The sequence below is a fragment of the Hymenobacter segetis genome (genome assembly GCF_038448715.1).
GTDB lineage: Bacteria > Bacteroidota > Bacteroidia > Cytophagales > Hymenobacteraceae > Hymenobacter > Hymenobacter segetis.
Genome location: NZ_JBCEVZ010000022.1, coordinates 21,652 through 42,359, shown reverse-complemented (window position 1 = coordinate 42,359; position 20,708 = coordinate 21,652). Strand labels below are relative to the sequence as shown.

Here is a 20,708-nt window from a genome sequence, read left to right as displayed (position 1 = left end):
AACGACGGGCGGGGGCAAGCCCCGCACCCTACCGCACCGCCAGCGCCACGCGCACCGGGTAGGCCCCGCCGCTCAGCACTACCAGCAGCTGCCCGGCCGGCCCCAGCTCGCCGGCCAGCACATCAAGCCGGCGCTCACCGGCGGCCAATAGCACGCCCCCCACCAGCGGCTCATCCGGGGCCGAAACCCGGTACACCGTCGCCGTTTGGCCCTTTTTGGGGGCGGGCAGGCGCAGGCGCAGTGGGGTATCGGGCAGCAGCGCGGTGGCAAAGGCCACGGCCTTGGAGCCGCCCGCCGGGGCCGTGATGGCGTGGCGCTCCGGGGGCGTGGCGGCCGGGCCGCTGAGGCGGAACAGGGCCACCGTGGCCCGCTCGGTGAAGCAGATTTTGGCCGCCGCGCTGGCGGCCTGCCCGTAGGCGTAGGCCGCATTTTGGGCCGCCACGTAGCGGGCGCGGTCCTCGGCATTGGTGCCTTTTTGGATGGCCTTGGCCGAGGCCGCCGCCGGCAGCGCCGTGGCCAGCGCCCCCAGCTCGGCCAGCAGCGCGGCCGAAAAGCCCTTGGCGGCCAGCGCCGCCGCGTCGCGGGTGGCCGCCGCCAGGGCCATTTGCAGCAGCCCGCTCATCTTATCGGTCTGCTTGCGGGCGGCTAGGTAGCCGCGCCGGCCATACTGGTCGAGGTGGCCCCCATTGTCCGGAAAGGCCTGCCCCACGAAATAAAACAGCCGCTGGAGGGCCTGCCGGGCCTGGTCCATGGTGGCGCTGAGCCCGGCGGTGAGCTCCATGAGCGCGCCGGTGCGCTCGGTGTGGCCGGTGGCTGCTTCGGCCGCCTCCACGGCCGCCAGCCACCGCCCCCCAAAGCCCGCGTCAAACTCCGGGTTGAAGGCCCGAAACGCCGCTTCGTGATTGAGGTAGTGCGCGTGCATGGTGCGCTGGTCCTGGTGCATCGTCGCATCGGCCACGATGTAGCCGCGCCGTGCCGCGTTGTCTGAAACCGCCATCGAAAAGAGAAAAGAAGGAAGGATGATGGCTAAAGTAAGTCGTTTATTATCAATAATTAATACTTATTTAGTTTCATCCAGTTAATAGTTGATAAATTTTATTTTCTAGTTAGCTGATTCCAATCAATAGCTATTGATTTTTATTACATAGTTGTTGTTTTCCATCAATGGAAAATAGCAACTATGTAATTACTTTTCTTAACTAAGTATTAAATTCTACTAACTATTGGATTTATATAAACAGCTATTAATTAATCTAAAGCAACTTTATTATTGAATGTATAAACTATAAACATTCTAAAATCAACAGGTGTAGGGGCGGGGCTTGCCCCCGCCCGGACGCTCGCATCGTTCCAACAATTCCGTTCAACGTCCGGGCGGGGGCAAGCCCCGCACCCTACATGGCTCCCCTCTCCTTTGCGGGCAGGGGCAAGCCCTGCCCCTACAGCTGTCACCTCCCCCCACTCAGCACAGTACAGGAGGGTTGCGGCCCGAAAAACCCGGTGCTTGCGCCCATGCTACACCGCGCCGCTTTCCTGCTCCTGCTGTTGCTCAGCTGCTTCCGAAACGTTGCCGCCGCCCCGCCCGCCGGCGGCTTCAACGTCCGGGATTTTGGGGCGAAGGGCGACAGCGCCACCATCGACAGCGACGCCATCAACCGGGCCATTGGGGCGGCGGCGAAGGCGGGTGGCGGCACGGTGTATTTCCCGGCGGGCACCTACCGCAGCTACTCCATTCGGCTGCAAAGCCATATTTCCTTATATCTCGACCAGGGCACCGTACTGCTGGCGGCCGCGCCCGTGGGCGCTGTCGGCTACGATGCGCCGGAGCCGGCGGCCAACGACAAGTTTCAGGATTTCGGGCACAGCCACTGGCACAATAGCCTCATTTGGGGCGAAAATCTGGTGGACATTTCCATCCTCGGGCCGGGCACTATTTATGGGCTGGGCCTCACGCGGGAGGGGCCGCACCAGGCCCCCGTGGGCAACAAGGCCATTGCCCTGAAGCTGTGCCGCAACGTGCTGCTGAAGGATTTTACGGTGCGGCAGGGCGGGCATTTTGCGCTGCTGGCGACGGGGGTGGATAATCTTACCATCGATAACCTGAAGCTCGACACCAACCGCGACGGCCTCGATATCGACGGCTGTCAGAACGTGCGGGTGAGCAATTGCACCGTCAATTCGCCCTGGGACGACGGCATTTGCTTGAAAAGCTCCTTCGCCCTCGGCTACGCCCGCCTCACCGAAAACGTGACCATCAGCAACTGCCAGGTGAGCGGTTTCGACCGGGGGAGCCTGCTCAACGGCACCTACCGGCGCAACGAAGCCGCCCTCGTGCCCGACCACGAAGGCCCCACCGGCCGCATCAAGTTCGGCACCGAATCGAACGGCGGGTTTCGGAACATTGCCATCAGCAACTGCGTGTTCACCTACTGCCGCGGCCTGGCCCTGGAAACCGTGGACGGCGGCCTGCTCGAAGACGTGACCATCACCAATATCACGATGCGCGATGTGGTGAACTCGCCCATTTTCCTGCGGCTGGGCAGCCGGCTGCGCGGGCCAGCCGGCACGGTTACGGGGGCGTTGCGCCGCATCAACATCAGCAATATCACGGTCTATAATGCCGATTCGCGGTTTGCCACGCTCATCAGCGGCGTGCCCGGCCACCCCATCGAGGATGTGCGGCTGAGCAACATCAGCATCTGGTACCGGCCGCTGGACGCGGCTTCGATTGCTGCCATCCAAGACTTGCCGGAGGATGAGAAAGGCTACCCCGAGCCCCAGAAGCTGGGCGTGGGCCCGGCCTACGGCTTCTACATCCGCCACGCCCGAAACATCGAGCTGCACGACGTGAACATTCACCTGCTGGGGGCCGAAACCCGCCCCGCGCTGATGCTGACGGACGTGGACGGGGCCCGCCTGCGCAACGTCTCGGCCGATAAGGCCGGGTTGGTGCTGAAGGGCGTGCGCGGGCTGGTTATTAGTGACAGTGAGCCGCTGAAAAAATCCACCAGAACGAGGTAGGGGCGGGGCTTGCCCCCGCCCGCCGTTCGCGCCAAATACCAATTCCCCCGCGCCGTCACAACGATTCCGTTCAACGACGGGCGGGGGCAAGCCTTTCAGGTACGACCCCGCACCCTACTTATGAAACACACTTTAATTCTCGCCATCCTCCTCCTCGCCACCACCGCCCACGCCCAAATCGGTCGCCGCTTCCCTTCCGAAAAGAAGGTCATCAAAGACCCCGTAACCGGCACGCCGCTCACCTTCCTCACCAGCACGCCGGCCGGCGATTCCAAAATCTACCAAACCCACAACCAGTGGACTTCTGACCTGCAATGGCTCATCTTCCGCTCCGGCCGGGCGAAAAACGAGGCGATGGCGGTGAATGAGAAAACCGGCGAAATCGTGCAGGTGAGCGAGGGTGGCTACACCGGCATGCTCAACGTGGCCCGCCACGCCATGAAACTCTATTTCATGCGCAACCCCAACGGCGCGGACGACGGCGGCAAAGAGCCTGCCGCCCTGCAAATCGTGGAAGTGGACCTTGCCAAAGTCTTCGCCGATAGCAAGGCCGGCCACATGCAGCCCGCCAGCGCCTACCAACGCATCTGCGGCACCACGCCGCCCGAGCTAAAAGCCGGCGGCGACATGGCCCTCGACGGCGATGAAAACTGGGCCTACTTCCGCGTGGGCAAGGAGGAAGCCGCCCGCCACCTGGCCCCCGGCACCAAGCTGGAAACCGAGTTTGGCCCGCGCCACATGGGCGCGGGCCCGGCCGGCATCGCGGCCATGAACGTGCATACCGGGGCCATCAAATACGTGGTGTCGGTACCGTTCCAGATTGGGCACATCCAGACCAACCCCTGGGTGCCGGGCGAAATCGTATTCTGCTGGGAAACGGGCGGCAAGTCGCCCCAGCGCACCTGGACGGTGCAGGCCGACGGCAGCGGCCTGCGCCCCCTCTATCCTGAGGCAGAATATGAGTGGGTGACGCACGAGGCCGTGATTACGAAGGACGAAACGGCCTTTGCCATCATGGGCCACCGCCCCATTCCGGCCGTGGCCAAAGACGTGGCCCCCGGCACGCCCGTAGCCGGGGCCAATCCCGGTCAGGAGGCCGCTTGGGGCCCATCCGGCACCCGCGAAAAGCCCACCGGCCTGGCCATCGTGAACCACCGCACCCGCGAAATGACCATCGTGGGCCAGACGCCCAGCGGCAGCGGCCTCTGGCACGTCAGCGGCTCACCGGACGGCCGCTGGGCGGTGGGCGACGACTTCGCCCGCAATATTTATTTGATAGACCGGCATACCCGCGAAATGCTGCTGCTCTCCACCGGCCACAAAACCACCGCCGCCGACCACCCGCACCCCACCATGAGCCCCGATGGGACGCGGGTTGAGATTCAATCGGCCATGCTTTCGGCTGATGGGCGGAGCATGAATATTTGTGTGATTCCGGTGCCCGAGGCGTGGCTGAAGCGGAAATATTAGAACCGTAGCGCGGACTCGCAGAGTCCACGCTACAAGCCAGTCAACCAATGAACGCTGCAACAAACTGCTCCTGCTGCTACAAAATTTTCCTCGCCCTCGTCCTCTGCGCCCTCACCCCCGCCGCCCACGCGCAGGAAGACCGGGGCTTCAAAGTCTACCAATTCCCGGCCAACATGATACCCCGCATCGACGGCAAGGCCGACGACTGGGCCACGTTCCCGAAGGAGTACATCGTGGGCACCGACCAGCTGCGCGACGACTCCGGCCACTACCCCAAACCTGATTCCACCAACCTCGCCGTGAAGGTGCGGGTGGCCTGGGTGGCGGGCCTCAACCGCCTCTATTTCCTCTACGAAGCCTACGACAACTACTGGGATTTCAGCCTGCCGGGCCTGCACAACGACACCTTCGAAATCGTGGTAGACGGCGACCTCTCCGGCGGCCCGCTAACCGCCGAAATGCACCCCAATCAGGACCTGCCGCTGATGGAACGCTACTTCACCTTCCACGGCGTGCACGCCCAGAACTACCATGTTTTCATGCCCGCCGAGGGCAAAGACTGGGCCCTGGCCTGGGGCGCGCAGCCCTGGATTAAAAAGCTGCCCTACTCCAACATCGCCTACAGCTACGATTTTAAACCCGGCCAACCCGGCAAGCTCACGGCCGAGTTCTGGATTACGCCCTTTGACTACGCCGGGGCCGAAGGGCCGGCCCGCGCCGTGGAATCGGTGCTGATGGAGGGCAAGAAAATCGGTCTCACCTGGGCCGTGATTGACTACGACGACGTGGCCGACGAAAGCAAAAAAGGCTTCTGGAATCTCTCGAAAAACCACAAGATGTACGGCAATTCCAGCCTGGGTACCGTCTTCACGCTGCTGCCGCTGGCCGCGCAGTACCTGCCGAAACTAGCGGCCCAATGGTCGTCCCAAGTAACGGACATGGCCCACCGCCAGGTCACGTTCACCGACGAAAGCTGGGGCCCCATCAAGCGCTGGCACTGGGATTTCGGCGACGGCACCACCTCCACCGAGCAAAGCCCGGTGCACCGCTACAAGGATGCCGGCAAGTACATCGTGGTGCTGAATGTGGAAGGCCCGGCCGGCAAAGCCCGCATGGCCAAAGTGTGGGACGTGGCCGTGAAGTGAGGCCGCAACCACATTTTAAGGCCATTTCAGAGTCGGAGGTAGGGGCGGGTCCTGCCCCCGCCCGCCGTTCGCACCACGCGACGATTCCGTTCAATGGCGGGCGGGGGCAGGCCCCGCCCCTACGTCGTTCAGATGTACACTACTTGCAAAACCGCTGTTAAATAACCTACCGCGCCATAATGGCCAGCACAGGCGCTATCAGCAGCCGGGAGGCGGTGGCATCCAGGTGCAGGCCGTCGGCGGTCATGGTGTTGATGTCCAGGCCCGGCGTTTGGTAGCCGTTCACGAAGAGGGAGTGGGTGCGGTGCGCCACTTTTTGGAAAGTTTTGGCCATGTGGCGGACCCGCTCGTTGCCTCCCTGGTACTTGGGCAGGGCTTCGGCTTTCGTGCCGTAGGGCGGCGGGGAGATGATGATAATCCGGGCTTTGCTGATGGCGGGGTAGGGGCAGTTCTTAATTTTCTTGATGAGGGTTTCCAGGTTCGCCGGGACTTCTTTTTGGCGTTCGGCAAAAACGGCTTTGGCGTCGTTGGTGCCCAGCTCCAGCACTACGAAGTCGAACGGCCGGTCCTTGGTAAACTCGGCGGCTTTGCGCAGATTTTCGTCGATGACCAGCAGCGAATTCAACGTGCTGTCGCCGTTGTTCACGAAGCCGATGGTGCGGCCCGATTTGCTGAGGTTGAAGACTTGCGCCCGGGGCAGGGCCAGCTCCAGCTGCTTGGGCCAGCTGTGGGGAAACGTGCCGTTGCTGTCGCCCAGGGTAAAGATGTTGAGGGGCTTGTCCGACGCCACCGGAGTTTGCGCGGGCAGCAGGGCCGGCAGGAGCAGCAGAAACAATAGAAGCTTTTTCATGGGAATGGATAATAGTTAGGCGGCGCGTCGCAGAAGTCCTCCTATTCAAATTCATGAGCTTCTTGCAAGGCGCGGAGACTGTAAACAGTTTCTCGGATTTTGCTCGGCTCGTGCATTTCAGAGTTCCGGTAGTTGCTATTTCTATCGACTACAATTTGGTCGCCTTGAACCACTACAGATATTATTTCGCTCTCATCATCCAAGGTGCCTAAGTATTTTCTGAAATGAGTGGAGTCTGTCAAGTATTCAGCAGTTAGGTTATTAGCCAACCCGGCACTGTATTGCTCAATGAACAGCGCTTTATTAGCGCGTAATGGAAACGAAAATTGCAGATGCGATTTATTATGGTAACGACTCCATACAAACCCTGTCAGAGCTATCAAAAAAGCGAAGCCAAGAAGCAGCGTTTTCATTAGAGATGAGGAATTGCGCAGTTGGAAATAGTTAAATAGCCGTTGGAATGTAATGCGTAATTTGTTGAACTGACTCTATTGCTTTGTTGAGCTAAAATCATTCGGTAGAGATGCTTCGGCTGCGCTCAGCATGACCGTACTCTAAAATATTACCCGGCCTACTTCAAAATCTGCACGGAGCTGTCATTAATCCCATACGGGTGCTGCTTGAGCAGCTGGGTGATTTCGGCGCCGGCCAGCAGCACGGGGCCGTAGCCGTGGGCGGCGTACACGTTCACGGGGCGGTAGTAGTAGAAAGACGGGTCGAAGCCCATGCCGGTGCCCACGCAGGTGCCTTCGACCTGGCCCTGGGGGGTGACTTTGGTGCTCACGGCGTTCTAGGCCAGCAGGGCCATGGGGCCGTAGGCCGGGGCATCGAGCCAGCCCTGGTTCACGGCGTGGGCGATGGCGTAGGCGTAGATGGCCGTGGCCGAGGTTTCGAGGTAGCTGTCGGGGCGGTCGAGGAGCTGGTGCCAGAAACCGGTGCCGCTTTGCTGGGCGGCCAGGCCGCGGGCGTGGGCGCGGAGCAGCTCCAGCACCGCCGGGCGGCCGGGGTGGTCGGCGGGCAGCACGTCGAGCAGTTCCACGGTGGTGAGGATGGCCCAGCCGTTGGCGCGGGCCCAGTGGAACTCGGGGTGCTCGGCCATGCCCTGCACCCAGCCGTGCATGTAGAGGCCCTTTTGCCGGTCGAACATGCGCGGGGCAAACTGGGTGAGCTGCTTCACGGCCTCGTCGTAGTAGCGGGCCTCGCCGGTGAGCTTGCCCATCTGGGCCAGGGCCGGGATGCTCATAAACAGGTCGTCGAGCCAGAGGGTGTTGGGCTGGGGGCGGTTGCGGGCCAGCGTGCCATCCGCGAGGCGGAATTCTTTGGTCATGATGTAGCTCACGAACGGGTCAATCATCGGCCGCAGGTTGGCGGTGGGGTCGAGGCGCTGGGTCTTTATCATGGCCGCGCAGATGGCACCCACATCATCCAGGGCGTGGGGCTGCACGATGGAGCGCACGGGCGTGGCCGCCTCGGGGTGGGCCGTTTGGTAGGCGCGGAAGTAGGGCACCAGCTCGCCCAGAAAGGTGAGGCGGCTGCGGGTGTAGGCGGCGAATTTGGGGTCGCCGGTGGTTTCGGAGGCGCGCAGCATCCCGGCGTAGGTCACGCCCCACTCATAGCTGGTGAGGCGGAAATCGCCGGGCTTGATGATGGCGTCGGGGTTGAATTTCCGGCGGTCGGTGATGGGGGCGTTGGTCTTTTTATCGACCAGCTCAGCCGGCGTGGCAGCGTTGAGGTAGGCGTACACGCGGTCGAGCACCTGCTTCACGTCCTCGGCTTTGGTCTGGCCGTAGGGGACGGGATAGTCGGGTTTTAGCAGGTGGAGCGGCGTGGTGGTGTCGTTGGCTTTTACCTGGGCGTGGGCGGGCGCGGCGGCGAGGAACAGGAACAGGGCCGGGAGGAGTTGGCGCATGGCGGTGGGAATGGCGTTGGCTGGCCAAGGTAGAAGCCGGGTTGGAGCGGATTCTCCTGCGGTGTCCTGCTTCGCCCTGATGGTTCTCCTCCCTATAGCCAAAATGGACCATGACTATAGTCAAAACGCCTCGCGCGTAATTTGGAGACTCTCATTATTCTCAATTAGACTCACAAGACTCCCAACGGGTGCGGGTTGAACTCAAAAAAATAGGAGAGCTCGAAGCTGAAATTCGGTAGCTCAAAACCCCGGCGTCAGCCCCAACCCCGCCCCTTTGGCCGCGACGCGGGGTCCTTCCTGCCCCAACTGCACCTGCCCTTCGACTCCGACGAGTTTCGGGCCACGTGGGTGAAGTGGCGCAAGCACATGATTGACTTCGAAAAGCCCTTGCGGGGCGACAGCTACGAAGAAGAAGCCCTCATCAAGCTCACTCGCCGACACCGACGAAGCCCTCGCCCTGAAAATCATCACGGATTCCATTGCCAACGGCCGGAAAAACCTCGCCCTTCATCAGCAATCCCATGGCACTTCCAATCGGTGCAACAATGGCCCGGCTGCGGCAGCCAGCCGCGTCAACACCCGCTCTGCTTCGGATTACACCGGCGGGCGCAACCGCACCTCCGCTGCCTGACGAAATCGAGCTGCAGTCCGGCCAAGTCAACTACGCCCTGCACCAGGCCCGGGGCGAGAAATGGGGCCAACTCTACCAGGCGTTCGTTAGCTAGCGGGCGCTGAACACGGACCTAGTGCAGGACCCCAAAACCGACACCTGGCACGACGTGCGCCGCGACAACAGCACCGACCCGCCGGAATTGCCCGACCGCGACCAGGTGCTGCTCACCACGGCCGAAACCGACGAGGCGCTGTACACGATGCAGCAGCGCGTGTGCAGCGCCTCGTCGGTTTCGGCCCAGCGCGCCGCTGCTGAGCGGGCCACCCGGGAGCTGCCGAAAATGCCGTGGGACGCCGGCGCGCTGGCCCGGTGGGCGTGGGCCAAAGGCCAGCAGCTCACGGCCCACCTGATGCCGCCGCTCTAGTTTTCGCTCACGCCGGACGGCGGCAAGCTGTTTGACCTGCTGGTGTACTACTTCGCCGGCGACGAGGCCGCGTTTCTCACGCAGGGCAAGGCGATGGGGCTGCACGGCCTCGACATTCGCAAAGGACTGTGCATGCTGGGCCCCGTAGGCAAAACGATGCTGCTGAAAATGTTCTCGGCCAACCCCATCCGTGGGTACCGCATGACGTCGGACGAAGCCGTGGAGTCGGCCTACCGGGCCGGTGAGGAGAGCCGCAAGCAGCAGCAGGCCTTGGGCAGGGGCGACGGCCGCCACCTGTGCATCGACGATGTGTGCACCGAGGAAGCCGTGGTGAAGGACTATGGCAACGCCGACGCGCCCATGGCCAAGGTGCTGCTCACGGGGCGCTGGCCGACTACTACGCGGCTTGCGACGTGTGGGCCTGGCTGACGGACCCGGCGGAGCGGCCGCGGCCGCAGTTTAATATTAGAAAAAAATCAATTTGCTAAAAAAATAAAATCAATTGCCTAGAAGCAGTTTCCTACCTTTACGCAGTCTACGGGTTTAGTTGCCTACTACATTTTATGGCAAAAGCTCCGTGTCCCTCTACCGAGGATAAGGGGCTTTTTTTATTCTACCCAGCAGATTCGCAGCACATAAGGCTTGAGTTAGCTTATGGGCTATCGGGCATACTTGCGGTTCTGCCGAAACACATCCTTTCCGATTCTTGAAAAGTAAATATGGCCATTCACGCAAACCCGTATGCCGTTAATACTGCATTAAAATCTTCGACAGAATCAAAATCTAGCGCAGACATATCGCGTCCAATTTTTGATTATTCATTAGAAGCGTTGCGCGGTCTGGCTGCTCTACTCGTAGTATTTGAGCACTCAATAGGAAATGGCCCAACTCCGGACCCTAGCTACCATATTTCTGGCTTTTGGCAGTATGCACCTCCAGGGCACTTGAGCGTGATGGTGTTTTTTATGCTATCAGGGTATGTAATCGGCTTGGCTAATTCCAAGCCAATCACCACTAATAGTGGGCGGAAATTATACTTGAAGAAGCGAATAGTGCGGCTTTATCCGCTGTATCTGCTCACGCTTGCGGCTACGTTTTCCGTAGCGGTCATGTACCACACTCCTGCTGGGGCGGGTACGATAATCGGATGTTTGCTTTTCTTACAAGGCTTGGTGGTGAAAGTGCCAGCATATAACAACCCTATTTGGTCATTGGGTTATGAGATACTCTATTATGTGCTATTTCTAGTTGTCTCGGCCAGAAGGTGGGCTCCAGGCTGGGTAGCAGTGGCATTTTTAGCATTTGGACTAATTCTTAGTCAATTGGCGATACAGCCAATTATCTTGGTATCTTATGCCTACGGCGCCGTCTTTTGGTTTCTTGGTCAATTTCTTAGCAGAATGCCTAAAAGCACTAACCCATTGCAATTCGGGACGATGCTGGCTTTTTTGCTACTTATGTTATCCTTTCAGCGCATGAACCTTATGTTTAGCGCATTACACAGCCTCCAATTGGACGTAACCGAAGCCCAGGCCCCCTCATGGTTCGACCGCGCTATTGTATTCTCTGACTTCTCCCTTCTGTTATACTGTGTTCCATTGCTTCTCTGCTTTACGAACCGAACTATGCCTGGGAGGCGATGGATGGAATTAGCAGCATTTGCGACGCCAGGTTTATATTTTTTATCGTATATATATTCTGGTAAAATTCAACAAACCCAGCTGTTTAATACGGTGATAATATCTGCTGTTTTCTATTTGTTAGCCATAGCAGCTTATTTACTGCGCCACCATTCCACATTGTTGGGAGAGGCTATAATTCAAAAGCTTACACCATTGGGCCATATATCATACGGAATCTACATTATTCATTTCCCCCTTTTCTTTCTATTTCATCAAGTAAAAACATTTAGTGGAACGGCTACTTCTTTTTTAGTGCGTTTATTGTTATACCTAGTGCTTGTGATATTCTTGGGTTGGGCATTAGAACGCCGCTTACAGCCTTGGTTGAAAGAGAAATTAATGTAGTGACAATAAATAGCCAATTCCACTAAATCGTGTACCAGGGATTTTTCAAGGCATGCGGGTTGTGTAGCGGATAAACAGCTAAACCTTTAGGAGTGCGGCTAACTTTTCGGCATTGGGCCCATTATGGCAGCGATACTAGCTTCGCGAGCGACAGCAACCACCGCGAGACGCCTCTCCAATTCCAAACTTATGGTGGTATAGCTTGTCTAGTGCACTGTAGCGCGCAATATGCACAGGCACTATGCCACTGTAGCTATGCCCGCGCTGAACCGATTCTCCCTCTCCTTGGGGAGAGGGAGAATCGGTTCAGCGCGGGCATAGCTACCCAAATTAGCTAATCGAACCAAAAACGGCCCGCCTGGAATCTCCAGACGGGCCGTTTCAATGACAAAAAAACAACTACTACTCCACCGTCACGCGCTGGGTGGCGGGGGCGGTGCCATCGGCCTGCACACTGAGCAGGTAGAGGCCGGCGGCCATGTTGGCGATGGGCACGGCCACGCCATTGCCCCGGAAAGTATCGGTGAGGACGGCCTGACCCAAGGCGGATTGGGGCGATGAGGGGAATGCGACCAGTGCCTTATGCAATTCCTATGGCTCTGCTTAGCAGCAATGCGGCTCAGAAAGCCCGAATTTTGCTAAACCTGGTGCTTTTTGGAGCGTAAACTCAGGCGGCCGGGCATTCTTCCGGGCCTGTATTCTTACTTTCCAAAACACTATGAGCATCTTCAGCAGCGACAAACTCAAGGGCAAGAAAATTGCCATCATTGCCACCGACGGCTTCGAGCAAGCCGAGCTCGACGAGCCCAAAAAATACCTCGAAGGCGAGGGCGCCGAAACCCACGTCATCTCCCTCAAAAGCGGCTCCATCAAGGGCTGGGACGGACCCAAGAAAGATTGGGGCGATAAAGTCGACGTTGATAAAGTCATCACCGACGTGAAGCCTGCCGACTACGACGCCCTGGTGCTGCCCGGCGGCCAGATGAACCCCGACATCCTGCGCGTGAACAAAGACGTGGTGGCTTTCGTGAAGGAATTTGCCGGCTCGGGCAAGGTGCTGGCCGCCATCTGCCACGGCCCCTGGCTGCTGGTGGAAGCCGATGTGGTGCGCGGCAAGCGCGTGACGAGCTGGCCCAGCGTGCATACCGACCTCAAAAACGCCGGCGCCCAGTGGGAAGATTCGGAAGTGGTGTGCGACCACGGCCTCATCACCAGCCGCAAGCCGGAGGACATTCCGGCCTTCAATAAGAAGATTGTGGAGGAGATGCTGGAGCCCCAGCACGGCGGGCAGAATTAGGCCGGGTTTCGGGTGGCGTTGATTGAACGTCTCCTCAGAACGTCGGAAAAAGGAACGTCATGCTGAGCGTAGCCGAAGCATCTCTACCGCAGTAGTAATCCCTATCAATTGGATTAGTTATGCGGTAGAGATGCTTCGGCTACGCTCAGCATGACGTTCCTTTTTTGTTTAGTTAGGCCCAAAAACCAAACCACTACCGCCAACCGCCGCCCAGCGCGTGATACAAATCCGTCACGGCCTGGCGCTGTTGCAGTTGGTCGTTCACGGCATTTAGCTGCGCTTGCAGCAGGTTTTGCTGGGCCGTGAGCACCTCGGTGTAGTTAGCAAAGCCGGCCCGCAGCAGCTCTTGGGTGTATTCAACCGACTTGCGAAGCGACTCCAGCTGCAGGGCACGCAGGCGGGCTTTGTCGGTGGCGCTTTGGTAGGAGAACAGGGCGTTGGAAACCTCCTGGCCGGCCACGAACATCGTTTGCTGGTAGGTATAGAGGTATTCTTTCTGCAAGGCCTCTGACCGGCGCAGGCGTGCCCGGTTGAGGCCCTGGCTGAAAATGGGTTGGGCCAGGCCGCCCACGATGCTGGCAAAAACGGCCGTGGGCGAGAACAAATCCGTGAGCGTGGTGCTGGTGAGGCCGCCGTTGGCCGTGATGGTGAAGCTGGGGTAGAAGTAGGCCCGCGCCGCGTTGGTGAGCTCGAAGGTGGACTCGAAGGCGAATTCGGCCTGCTGCACGTCGGGGCGGTTGCGCAGCAGCTGGCCGGGCACGCCGGTGAGCAGGGACGGGGCGGCATCCTGAGCGGCCAGCGTGCCGCGGGCCACGGGGCCGGGCGTGCGGCCCAGCAGCGTGGCCAGCAGGTTTTCCGTCTCGCGGATGTTGCGCTGGAGGTCGGGGATGGTGACTTCGGCGGCGTAGCGCTGGGCTTCGCTCTGCACCACGGCGGCCCCGGTTACCACGTCGCCTTCCAGCAGCAGGCGCATGGTTTCCACGTCCTTGATGCGGTTCTGGACGGTTTGTTGGGTGATGTCGAGCTGGGCATCGAGGGCCAGCAGGGCGTAGTAATTATCGGCGATATCGGCGATGAGCTGGGTTTGCACCACGCGGCGGTAGGCTTCGCTCTGGCGCACGGCGGCGGCGTAGGAGCGTTTGGTGCTGCGCATCTTGCCCCACACATCGGCTTCCCAACTGCTGCTCAGGCCCAGCAGGTACTGGTGCGCCGTGCCGCCGGTTACGACGGAAGATTGGTCGGTGGTGGTCGTGCCGGTGGTGGTTCCGGTTCCGGTACCCGTGCCCGTACCGCCTGTTCCGGTGCCACCAGTTCCTCCAGTCCCGCCAGTCCCGGTCCCGCCCGTGCCGCCAGTGGTAGTGGTGCTGCTACCACCAGTGCCGGTACTCACGAAAGCCCCACCGATGCGCGAAATTGTGGTGGTAGCCCGGCCGCTGAGGCTGGGCAGAAAGGCGGCGCGGCTCTGGGCCAGCAGGGCCTGGTTTTGCTCGATGCGGGCCAGGGCCACTTGCAGGTTGCGGTTGTTGGCGAGGCCTTCGGTGATGAGCTTTTGCAACTGCGGGTCGGTGAAGAGCTGCTGCCAGGGGCGGGCGGCCAGGGTGGTGGTGTCGGTGGTGGCCGCGTCGCGGTAGAGGCCGGTGGTGGCCGTCTCGGGGCGGCTGTAGGGATGCAGCAGCTGGCAGCCCGCCGCCAGCGCAAGCACGGGAGAAAATAATCGAAGGAATTTGCTGGCAGTCATAGCAATGGAATTAATACTTGTACGCGGTTGGCTGAAGCGGCAGCGCAACCGCTACGCCAGCGCAGGCTGCGCCTCCTCCTCCGGCTTCTTCTCGCCGTCCTTAGCGGGCGGGCCGCCTTCGGTTTCCTCTTTTTCGAGTTGCTCCTTGGTCTTGGGCGGGCCGCTGATGCTTTCCTGTAAGCCCTCAAAAACCACGAACAAAACCGGGATGAAAAACACCCCGACCAGCGTGCCAAACAGCATCCCGCCGATGGCCCCGGCCCCGATGCTCTTGTTGCCGTTGGCCCCCGCGCCGCTGGCAAACAGCAGCGGCATCAGGCCGAATACGAAGGCGAAGGAGGTCATCAGGATGGGCCGCAGGCGGGCTTTGGCCCCTTCCAGCGCGGCTTCCATGATTTCCATACCGTCGTCGCGCCGGCGGGCCAGCGAGAATTCGATGATGAGGATGGCGTTTTTGGCCAACAGGCCGATGAGCATAATCACCGAAATCTGGAGGTAGATGTTGTTGTCGATGCCGAAAATCTTGGCGAACAAATACGTGCCGCACAAGCCAATCGGAATCGAAAACAGCACCGCAAACGGCAGAATATAGCTCTCGTACTGCGCGCTCAGCAGCAGGTACACGAACACCAGCGACAGCGCGAAAATGTAGAGCGACTGCTTGCCGCTGCCCTGTTCCTCGCGGCTGATGCCCGAAAATTCGTAGCCGTAGCCGGCCGGCAGCTTCTGGGCCACTTCCTGAATGGCAATCAGGGCCTCGCCCGAGCTGCTGCCTTCCTTGGGCGAGCCGTTCACCGATATCGACGTGAACAGGTTGAAGCGCGAGAGGCTTTCGGGGCCGTAGATGCGGGTCAGGGTCACGAATTCGGTGAGTGGGGCCATCACGCCGGCGGCGTTGCGTACGAAGACTTTGCTCAAGCCCTCCGGGTTGGCGCGGTAGGCTGAGTCGGCCTGCACCATCACCCGGTACTGCTTGCCGAACTGGTTGAAGTTGGAGGCGTAGGAGCCGCCGTAGAACACCTGCATGGCGTTCAGTACGTCCTTTTCGGTGAGGCCGGCGGCCTTCACCTTGGCCACATTCACGGCCATCTGGTACTGCGGGAAGCCGGGGTTGAAGGCCGTGCTGGCGTACTGGATTTCGGGCCGCTTGTTGAGCTCGGCCAGGAAATCCTGGGCCACTTTGAAGAACTCGGCCGTGGTGTGCCCGCCCTTGTCCTGCAGCTGAAAGGTGAAGCCGCCCGTGGCCCCAAAACCCGTAATCGTGGGCTGCGAAATGCTGCGAATATCGCCGGCCCGGATGTGGGCCGTGAGCTTGGTTATCTCCTTGATAACGGCTTCGTTGTTCGTGTCCTTGCGCTCGTCCCAGGGCTTGAGGCGCACGATGACCATGCCGTAGGCGCTGCCCTGCCCGGCCAGGAAGTTCTGGCCCGTGATGCGTAGCGTGCCCCGCACCGCCGGAATGGTCCGAATCAGGCTATCGACTTCGGTATTCACGGCCGTGGTGCGCTCCAGCGTGGAGGCCGGCGGCAGGCTCACGTTTACGAAAATGGTGCCCATGTCCTCGTTCGGCACAAAGCTGCTGGGCGTGGTTGTCATCAGGAAATACAGGCCCGCGCCGAAGCCCGCCACCGCAATCAAGGATATCCATTTGCGAGCCGAAAGGAACGTAACGGCCTTCGTGTATTTGCCCACCAGCGCATCGTAAGCTGCATTGAAGGCGATGCTGAACCGCTGCATGAAGCCTTTTTTCTTCGGGGCTTCTTTGGAGTCTTTGGCCGCATTCGGGTCCGGATTGTCCTTGCTTTCTTTGGCCTCACCCTCGTGGTGCGGCGGCTTCAGAAACAGCGCTGCCAGCGCTGGGCACAAGGTCAAAGCATTCACAGCCGAAATCAGAATGGCAATGGCCAGCGTGATGCCGAACTGCTTATAGAAAACCCCCACCGACCCCGAAATGAACGTGACCGGCAGAAACACCGCCGCCATCACCAGCGTGATGCTGAGAATGGCCCCGGTTATCTCGTTCATGGCATCAATAGCGGCCTTGCGCGGCGACGTATAACCGCCCTCCAGCTTGGCGTGCACGGCCTCCACTACTACAATGGCGTCATCGACCACGATGCCAATGGCCAGTACCAACGCGAAGAGCGTGAGCAGGTTAATGCTGTATCCGAAAACCTTGAGAAAGAAGAACGTGCCGATAATAGAAACCGGCACCGACACGCCGTGGATAATCGTGGAACGGAAATCCTGGAGGAAAATGAAAATCACCAGAAACACCAGTGCGAAACACTCCAACAGCGTGTGAATCACCTTATCAATCGAGGCATCCAGAAAGTCGTTGATGTTGACCAGATTGGTGTAGTGAATGCCGGCCGGAAACGACTTTTCGGCCTCTTTCAGCACGGCCAGCGACTTCTCAATTACATCGCGGGCGTTGGAGCCCGGCGTCTGGTTCACCGAGATGCCCACCGAGGGCTTGCCGTAGGTGGCGCTGTTGCTGCTGTAGGCCTGAGCGCCCAGTTCCAGCCGGGCCACGTCCTTGAGGTGCAGCAACTGGCCCTGGCCGGTGCTTTTGAGGATAATGTTCTCGAACTGCTCCACCGATTGCAGCTTGCCGGTGTACTTGATGACGTACTGGAAGCTCTGGTCGGAGTTTTCGCCGAATTTGCCGGGGGCAGCCTCTACGTTCTGGTCGGCCAGCGCGGCCGAGATATCGGCCGGCGTGAGGCCGTAAATGGCCATCACATCGGGCTTCAGCCACACCCGCATGGCGTAGTCACGCGAGCCGAAGGCGTTGGAGTTGCCCACGCCGTTCACCCGCTTGATTTGGGGGACGATGTTAATCTGGGCGTAGTTCTGCAGGAAAGTCTGGTCGTAGGCCGGGTTATCGGAGTAGAGGGCGAAAATCAGCAGGTTGCTGCTCTGCTGCTTGCGCACCGTCACGCCCGCCAGGGTCACTTCTTGGGGTAGCAGGCTGGTGGCGCTGGCCACGCGGTTCTGCACGTCCACGGCCGCTTGGTCGGGGTCGGTGCCCACGTTGAAGTACACCTGGATGCTGCCCGCGCCCTCATTAGTGGCCGAGGACGTCATGTAGGTCATGCCTTCCACACCGTTTATCTGCTCTTCCAGCGGCACCAGCACGCTTTTCAGCACCACGTCGGCATTGGCGCCCGCGTAGCTGGCCGATACCTGCACGGTGGGCGGCGAAATGTCGGGATATTGGGCAATGGGCAGCTGCAACAGCCCCAGCACGCCAAGCAGCACGATTATCACCGAAATAACGGTGGAAAGCACGGGGCGCTCGATGAATACTTTTAGCATAATCTTCTACTGGGTATCAGGTAGCTTTTTATAAGTCGGAACGTCATGCTCATCTGGCGTCCGCGCAGTCGAAGCATCTCTATCGCTTCGTTGCGTCGATTGATTTACTTGCGCGGTAGAGATGCTTCGACTGCGCGGACGCCAGATGAGCATGACGGCTAAGGCGGGTTCAGACTATTCCTGCCTACCCGCCCGCCACATCCTCCTTCGGCACTGCCTTCACCACTTTGGGCCGAATCTTCGAGCCCTCCTTCAGCCCGCTGATGCCCTCCAGCACCACCTGCTGGCCCGCTTTCAGGCCCTTTTGCACCACAAACGAGGCCCCATCCGGCGTGGGCACCACCGTGATGGCGGCGGCGTGCGCGGCCGTGTCGCGGCCCACCACGTAGGCGAAGCGCTTGCCCTGCAGCTCATATGTAGCGCTTTGCGGGATGATGAGGGCATCATCAATTGGGTGCTGTGTGCGTACTGAGCCGCTGCTGCCGCTGCGGAGCAAACCCTGCGGGTTGGGGAAGGTGGCGCGGAAGCTGCTGGCCCCGGTTTCGGTGTTAATCTGACCAATAGCCGTTTTCACGCGGCCGTGGTAGGGGTACACGCTGCCGTCGGCCAGCACCAGCAGCACGTCGGGCACGTTTGAGAGTTTTTCCTGAAGGGTGTTGCCGGGGCGGCGGCGGGCAAAATCCAGCAGCGCCTTTTCGCTGAGCGAGAAGTAGGCGTACACGTTGCCGGTGCTGGAAATGGTGGTAAGCGGGTCGGCCGAGGTGCTGCTCACCAGGCTGCCGATTTTGTTGGGGATGGTGCCCATCACGCCATCCACCGGGCTGGTGATGGTAGTGTAGCCCAGGTTGGTATTAGCGTTGGAAAGCGTGGCCTGGGCCTGCGCCAGTGCGGCTTCTTTCGATTCCAGCGTGTATTGCGCGCCCTCCAACTGGTATTTGCTGATGATGCCTTTGGCCACCAGCGGGGCCACTTTGGCCACGCCCATGCGGGCAGCGTCCACGTCGGCCTGCGCGGTTTTGATGCCGGCGCGGGCTGTGCGCACTTCCTGCTCATACTGCGGCGCACTGATGTGGAAGAGCTTCTGGCCCTTCTTCACACTGGCACCCTCATCCACGTAAATGGCTTCCACAAATCCGTCCACCTTGGGCCGGATTTCCACGTTCTGCTGCCCCTGAATGGTGGCGGGGTAGTCCTGGAACAGCGTCACTGTATCGGGCCGCACCACCAGCACCGGGTAGTCCTTGATGGGGGCGGGGCCGCCGTCTTTGCCGCCCTTGCCACCGGGACCGCCGGCTTCGTCGTCTTTCTTCTTCGAGTTGCAGGCCGCCACGCTCAGTAGTACCAGCAGCAGAGCTGCCCGGCCGGGCAAAAATCTATTCATATACAATAGCAGTGCTCCGCGTTTGTACGCGAGCCGTTTACCGATACGAAAGCAGGTTGCAAAAAGTCGACTTCAACTCTCCGTAATCGGCCTAGCCTCGCGCCCGCCCGACCACCGGCCCAACTTTGCTGACCAAGCCAGCTGTGCCCGCAAGCAATGGGAAAGCCCGACAAACCAAATTGCCGGGCTTCACTGCTCCGTTTTAGGGATGAAGTCTGGAAGTCGCCAGGGCTATTTCTGGCTCATAATCCAAGTGTAGATGTCGGCCTGGGCATCGGGCGAGATGGGCGCGGGCGACATTCCGGCGGCTTCCGCTTTGCTCAACTGCAAGGCGTGGTTGAGGCCTGGCACGTGCATCTCGGTCACACGGGCATTGTTGCGAAGGCCTTTTTTGAGCAGGGCCAGATTGACCGGCGTGTTCACCTCGGCATCGTCGTCGCCGTGCAGCAGCAGCACGGGGCATTGCACCTTCGGCAGCGCGGCCACGGGGTCGAAGGCCAGGTAGTTGCGGTAGGCGGGCGTAGTCAGGGTTTGCACGCTGGCCTGCACATCGCGCGGGGCGATGCCGGGGTAGCGCTGGCGCAGCATGTTGCTGAGAATAGCCTGGGCTTGGGCATTATCGGGCGTTTGGCGTACTATTTCCAGCATGGCGCGCTGGTGCTTCACCAGGTTTTCCTCGTCGCGGCGCATGGCCATTTTCTGGCGCAGGCGCTGCTGGTCGAGGTAAGTTTGCACCTGGGCGCTGTTCGAGCCGTGGGCGCGCAGCTTGGCGGCTTCCTGCTCGGCGGCCACCTGGTCGAGCAGGTACTTGCGCTGGCGCTGCGCATCGGTCGAGTCCTGTCCGAGCACCTTGCCGTACATGGTGGGCTGGGCGGCCAGTAGCTCGCGGCCGGGCAGCCCAGCCGCTGCCAGGGCCACCACAAATGTGGGGGCCAGCAGTTGCGCGCTGGCCAGCAGCGCCACGTTGCCGCCCTCGCCGTGGCCGATGAGGCCCAGCCGTGTCACATCAACCTGGGGCCGGGTGCGCAGGTAGTTGAGGGCGGCCAGGGCATCGGCCGAGCGGTCGGCCACCGTGCCGGGGCCTTCGCCGGGGCCGCGCTCCTGGAGGCGCAGCACCACCATGCCCTGGCTCACGAGGTAGTCGGCCAGGCTGCTCATCAGCTGCTTATCGGCCTCGCTGGGGGGCAGGGTGCCGGCTTCGTGCTCGGGCAGCAGCACGGCGGCCGGGAAAGGGCCGGGCCCAACGGGCAGCCGCAGAATGCCATTGAGGCGCGTGCCGCCGGCTGGCGATGAGAGTACCACGGCCTCTACCCGGTCGAGGGTGCTAGCCTGCGCACCAACAGTCAGCAGCAAGCAAAAAAAGACGAGAATAGAGCAGAAAAAGCGCATAAGCAGGAGGCTGAAAACCGGGCCTTCCCCGAAGACCTGGGCGGGGGCAGCGGCGAGAGAGCTACGCAAAGCTCCGCTGACCGTGTTTTCAAGGGGGCGGTTTTCCGTCGAACCGGTCTTTTT

The 20,708-nt window shown here is 60.4% G+C and carries 16 protein-coding genes and 1 pseudogene; 8 read left to right on the top strand and 9 right to left on the bottom strand.

Translation table 11 applies throughout. From position 1 onward, the window contains the following. Window positions 1-28 precede the first annotated feature (28 nt). The gene (locus AAFH49_RS10985) at window positions 29-997 is read right to left on the bottom strand and encodes a hypothetical protein (protein WP_342298071.1); all 969 of its coding nucleotides are present in this window, start codon (window positions 995-997) and stop codon (window positions 29-31) included. Between the two features lie 515 nt (window positions 998-1,512). Between AAFH49_RS10985 and AAFH49_RS10980 the strand changes: the two genes are divergently transcribed. The 3 genes from AAFH49_RS10980 to AAFH49_RS10970 all read left to right on the top strand — a co-directional run bounded on the left by AAFH49_RS10980 (window position 1,513) and on the right by AAFH49_RS10970 (window position 5,636). Beyond that, window positions 1,513-3,021, top strand: a complete 1,509-nt coding sequence (locus AAFH49_RS10980; RefSeq protein ID WP_342298069.1) for a rhamnogalacturonidase — start codon at window positions 1,513-1,515, stop codon at window positions 3,019-3,021. 120 nt (window positions 3,022-3,141) lie between these two features. Beyond that, on the top strand, window positions 3,142-4,491 hold the full coding sequence (locus AAFH49_RS10975; RefSeq protein WP_342298067.1) for a TolB-like translocation protein: 1,350 nt from the start codon (window positions 3,142-3,144) through the stop codon (window positions 4,489-4,491). Window positions 4,492-4,538: 47 nt separating this feature from the next. Beyond that, on the top strand, window positions 4,539-5,636 hold the full coding sequence (locus AAFH49_RS10970; protein ID WP_342298065.1) for a PKD domain-containing protein: 1,098 nt from the start codon (window positions 4,539-4,541) through the stop codon (window positions 5,634-5,636). 166 nt (window positions 5,637-5,802) lie between these two features. On the opposite strand, the gene AAFH49_RS10965 is transcribed toward AAFH49_RS10970, so the two are convergent. From AAFH49_RS10965 to AAFH49_RS10955, 3 genes and pseudogenes are all read right to left on the bottom strand, one after another. Next, on the bottom strand, window positions 5,803-6,486 hold the full coding sequence (locus AAFH49_RS10965) for a GDSL-type esterase/lipase family protein (protein WP_342298063.1): 684 nt from the start codon (window positions 6,484-6,486) through the stop codon (window positions 5,803-5,805). Between the two features lie 41 nt (window positions 6,487-6,527). Continuing rightward, window positions 6,528-6,899: a hypothetical protein gene (locus AAFH49_RS10960; protein ID WP_342298061.1), complete on the bottom strand. Its 372-nt coding sequence runs from the start codon at window positions 6,897-6,899 to the stop codon at window positions 6,528-6,530. A 158-nt stretch (window positions 6,900-7,057) separates the two neighbouring features. Continuing rightward, window positions 7,058-8,395, bottom strand: a pseudogene (locus AAFH49_RS10955) (glycoside hydrolase family 88/105 protein). 521 nt (window positions 8,396-8,916) lie between these two features. On the opposite strand from AAFH49_RS10955, the gene AAFH49_RS10950 reads away from it, so the two are divergent. The 4 genes from AAFH49_RS10950 to AAFH49_RS10935 all read left to right on the top strand — a co-directional run bounded on the left by AAFH49_RS10950 (window position 8,917) and on the right by AAFH49_RS10935 (window position 11,459). Continuing rightward, window positions 8,917-9,120 carry a hypothetical protein gene (locus tag AAFH49_RS10950; RefSeq protein WP_342298059.1) on the top strand — a complete coding sequence of 68 codons (204 nt, stop codon included), beginning with the start codon at window positions 8,917-8,919 and terminating at the stop codon, window positions 9,118-9,120. 21 nt (window positions 9,121-9,141) lie between these two features. Continuing rightward, complete coding sequence (locus tag AAFH49_RS10945; protein ID WP_342298057.1) at window positions 9,142-9,432, top strand: hypothetical protein; 291 nt, start codon at window positions 9,142-9,144, stop codon at window positions 9,430-9,432. Window positions 9,433-9,474: 42 nt separating this feature from the next. Further along, entirely contained in the window at window positions 9,475-9,861 is a 387-nt protein-coding gene (locus tag AAFH49_RS10940) for a hypothetical protein (RefSeq protein WP_342298055.1), read from the top strand. Window positions 9,862-10,151: 290 nt separating this feature from the next. Then, complete coding sequence (locus AAFH49_RS10935; RefSeq protein WP_342298053.1) at window positions 10,152-11,459, top strand: acyltransferase family protein; 1,308 nt, start codon at window positions 10,152-10,154, stop codon at window positions 11,457-11,459. A gap of 402 nt (window positions 11,460-11,861) precedes the next feature. Here the strand turns inward: AAFH49_RS10935 and AAFH49_RS10930 are convergent, their stop codons facing one another. Then, entirely contained in the window at window positions 11,862-12,002 is a 141-nt protein-coding gene (locus tag AAFH49_RS10930; RefSeq protein ID WP_342298051.1) for a hypothetical protein, read from the bottom strand. A gap of 175 nt (window positions 12,003-12,177) precedes the next feature. Here AAFH49_RS10930 and AAFH49_RS10925 point away from each other — a divergent pair, with 175 nt between their 5' ends. Continuing rightward, window positions 12,178-12,756 (top strand): type 1 glutamine amidotransferase domain-containing protein, encoded by a 579-nt coding sequence (locus tag AAFH49_RS10925; protein WP_342298049.1) that lies wholly within the window; start codon window positions 12,178-12,180, stop codon window positions 12,754-12,756. Between the two features lie 193 nt (window positions 12,757-12,949). Here AAFH49_RS10925 and AAFH49_RS10920 read toward each other — a convergent pair whose 3' ends face one another. The 4 genes from AAFH49_RS10920 to AAFH49_RS10905 form a co-directional block, all read right to left on the bottom strand. Continuing rightward, window positions 12,950-14,494, bottom strand: coding sequence for an efflux transporter outer membrane subunit (locus AAFH49_RS10920; RefSeq protein ID WP_342298047.1), 1,545 nt, complete (start codon window positions 14,492-14,494; stop codon window positions 12,950-12,952). A 51-nt stretch (window positions 14,495-14,545) separates the two neighbouring features. Next, window positions 14,546-17,815, bottom strand: coding sequence for an efflux RND transporter permease subunit (locus tag AAFH49_RS10915; RefSeq protein ID WP_342298045.1), 3,270 nt, complete (start codon window positions 17,813-17,815; stop codon window positions 14,546-14,548). 184 nt (window positions 17,816-17,999) lie between these two features. After that, window positions 18,000-19,196: an efflux RND transporter periplasmic adaptor subunit gene (locus AAFH49_RS10910; protein ID WP_342298043.1), complete on the bottom strand. Its 1,197-nt coding sequence runs from the start codon at window positions 19,194-19,196 to the stop codon at window positions 18,000-18,002. A gap of 231 nt (window positions 19,197-19,427) precedes the next feature. After that, complete coding sequence (locus tag AAFH49_RS10905; protein WP_342298041.1) at window positions 19,428-20,549, bottom strand: alpha/beta hydrolase family protein; 1,122 nt, start codon at window positions 20,547-20,549, stop codon at window positions 19,428-19,430. Window positions 20,550-20,708 lie beyond the last annotated feature (159 nt).

Coding starts and splice junctions, on each gene's coding strand:
- AAFH49_RS10985 (WP_342298071.1), bottom strand. CDS start 997: ATGGCGGTTTCAGACAACGCGGCACGGCGCGGCTACATCGTGGCCGAT.
- AAFH49_RS10980 (WP_342298069.1), top strand. CDS start 1,513: ATGCTACACCGCGCCGCTTTCCTGCTCCTGCTGTTGCTCAGCTGCTTC.
- AAFH49_RS10975 (WP_342298067.1), top strand. CDS start 3,142: ATGAAACACACTTTAATTCTCGCCATCCTCCTCCTCGCCACCACCGCC.
- AAFH49_RS10970 (WP_342298065.1), top strand. CDS start 4,539: ATGAACGCTGCAACAAACTGCTCCTGCTGCTACAAAATTTTCCTCGCC.
- AAFH49_RS10965 (WP_342298063.1), bottom strand. CDS start 6,486: ATGAAAAAGCTTCTATTGTTTCTGCTGCTCCTGCCGGCCCTGCTGCCC.
- AAFH49_RS10960 (WP_342298061.1), bottom strand. CDS start 6,899: ATGAAAACGCTGCTTCTTGGCTTCGCTTTTTTGATAGCTCTGACAGGG.
- AAFH49_RS10950 (WP_342298059.1), top strand. CDS start 8,917: ATGGCACTTCCAATCGGTGCAACAATGGCCCGGCTGCGGCAGCCAGCC.
- AAFH49_RS10935 (WP_342298053.1), top strand. CDS start 10,152: ATGGCCATTCACGCAAACCCGTATGCCGTTAATACTGCATTAAAATCT.
- AAFH49_RS10925 (WP_342298049.1), top strand. CDS start 12,178: ATGAGCATCTTCAGCAGCGACAAACTCAAGGGCAAGAAAATTGCCATC.
- AAFH49_RS10920 (WP_342298047.1), bottom strand. CDS start 14,494: ATGACTGCCAGCAAATTCCTTCGATTATTTTCTCCCGTGCTTGCGCTG.
- AAFH49_RS10915 (WP_342298045.1), bottom strand. CDS start 17,815: ATGCTAAAAGTATTCATCGAGCGCCCCGTGCTTTCCACCGTTATTTCG.
- AAFH49_RS10910 (WP_342298043.1), bottom strand. CDS start 19,196: ATGAATAGATTTTTGCCCGGCCGGGCAGCTCTGCTGCTGGTACTACTG.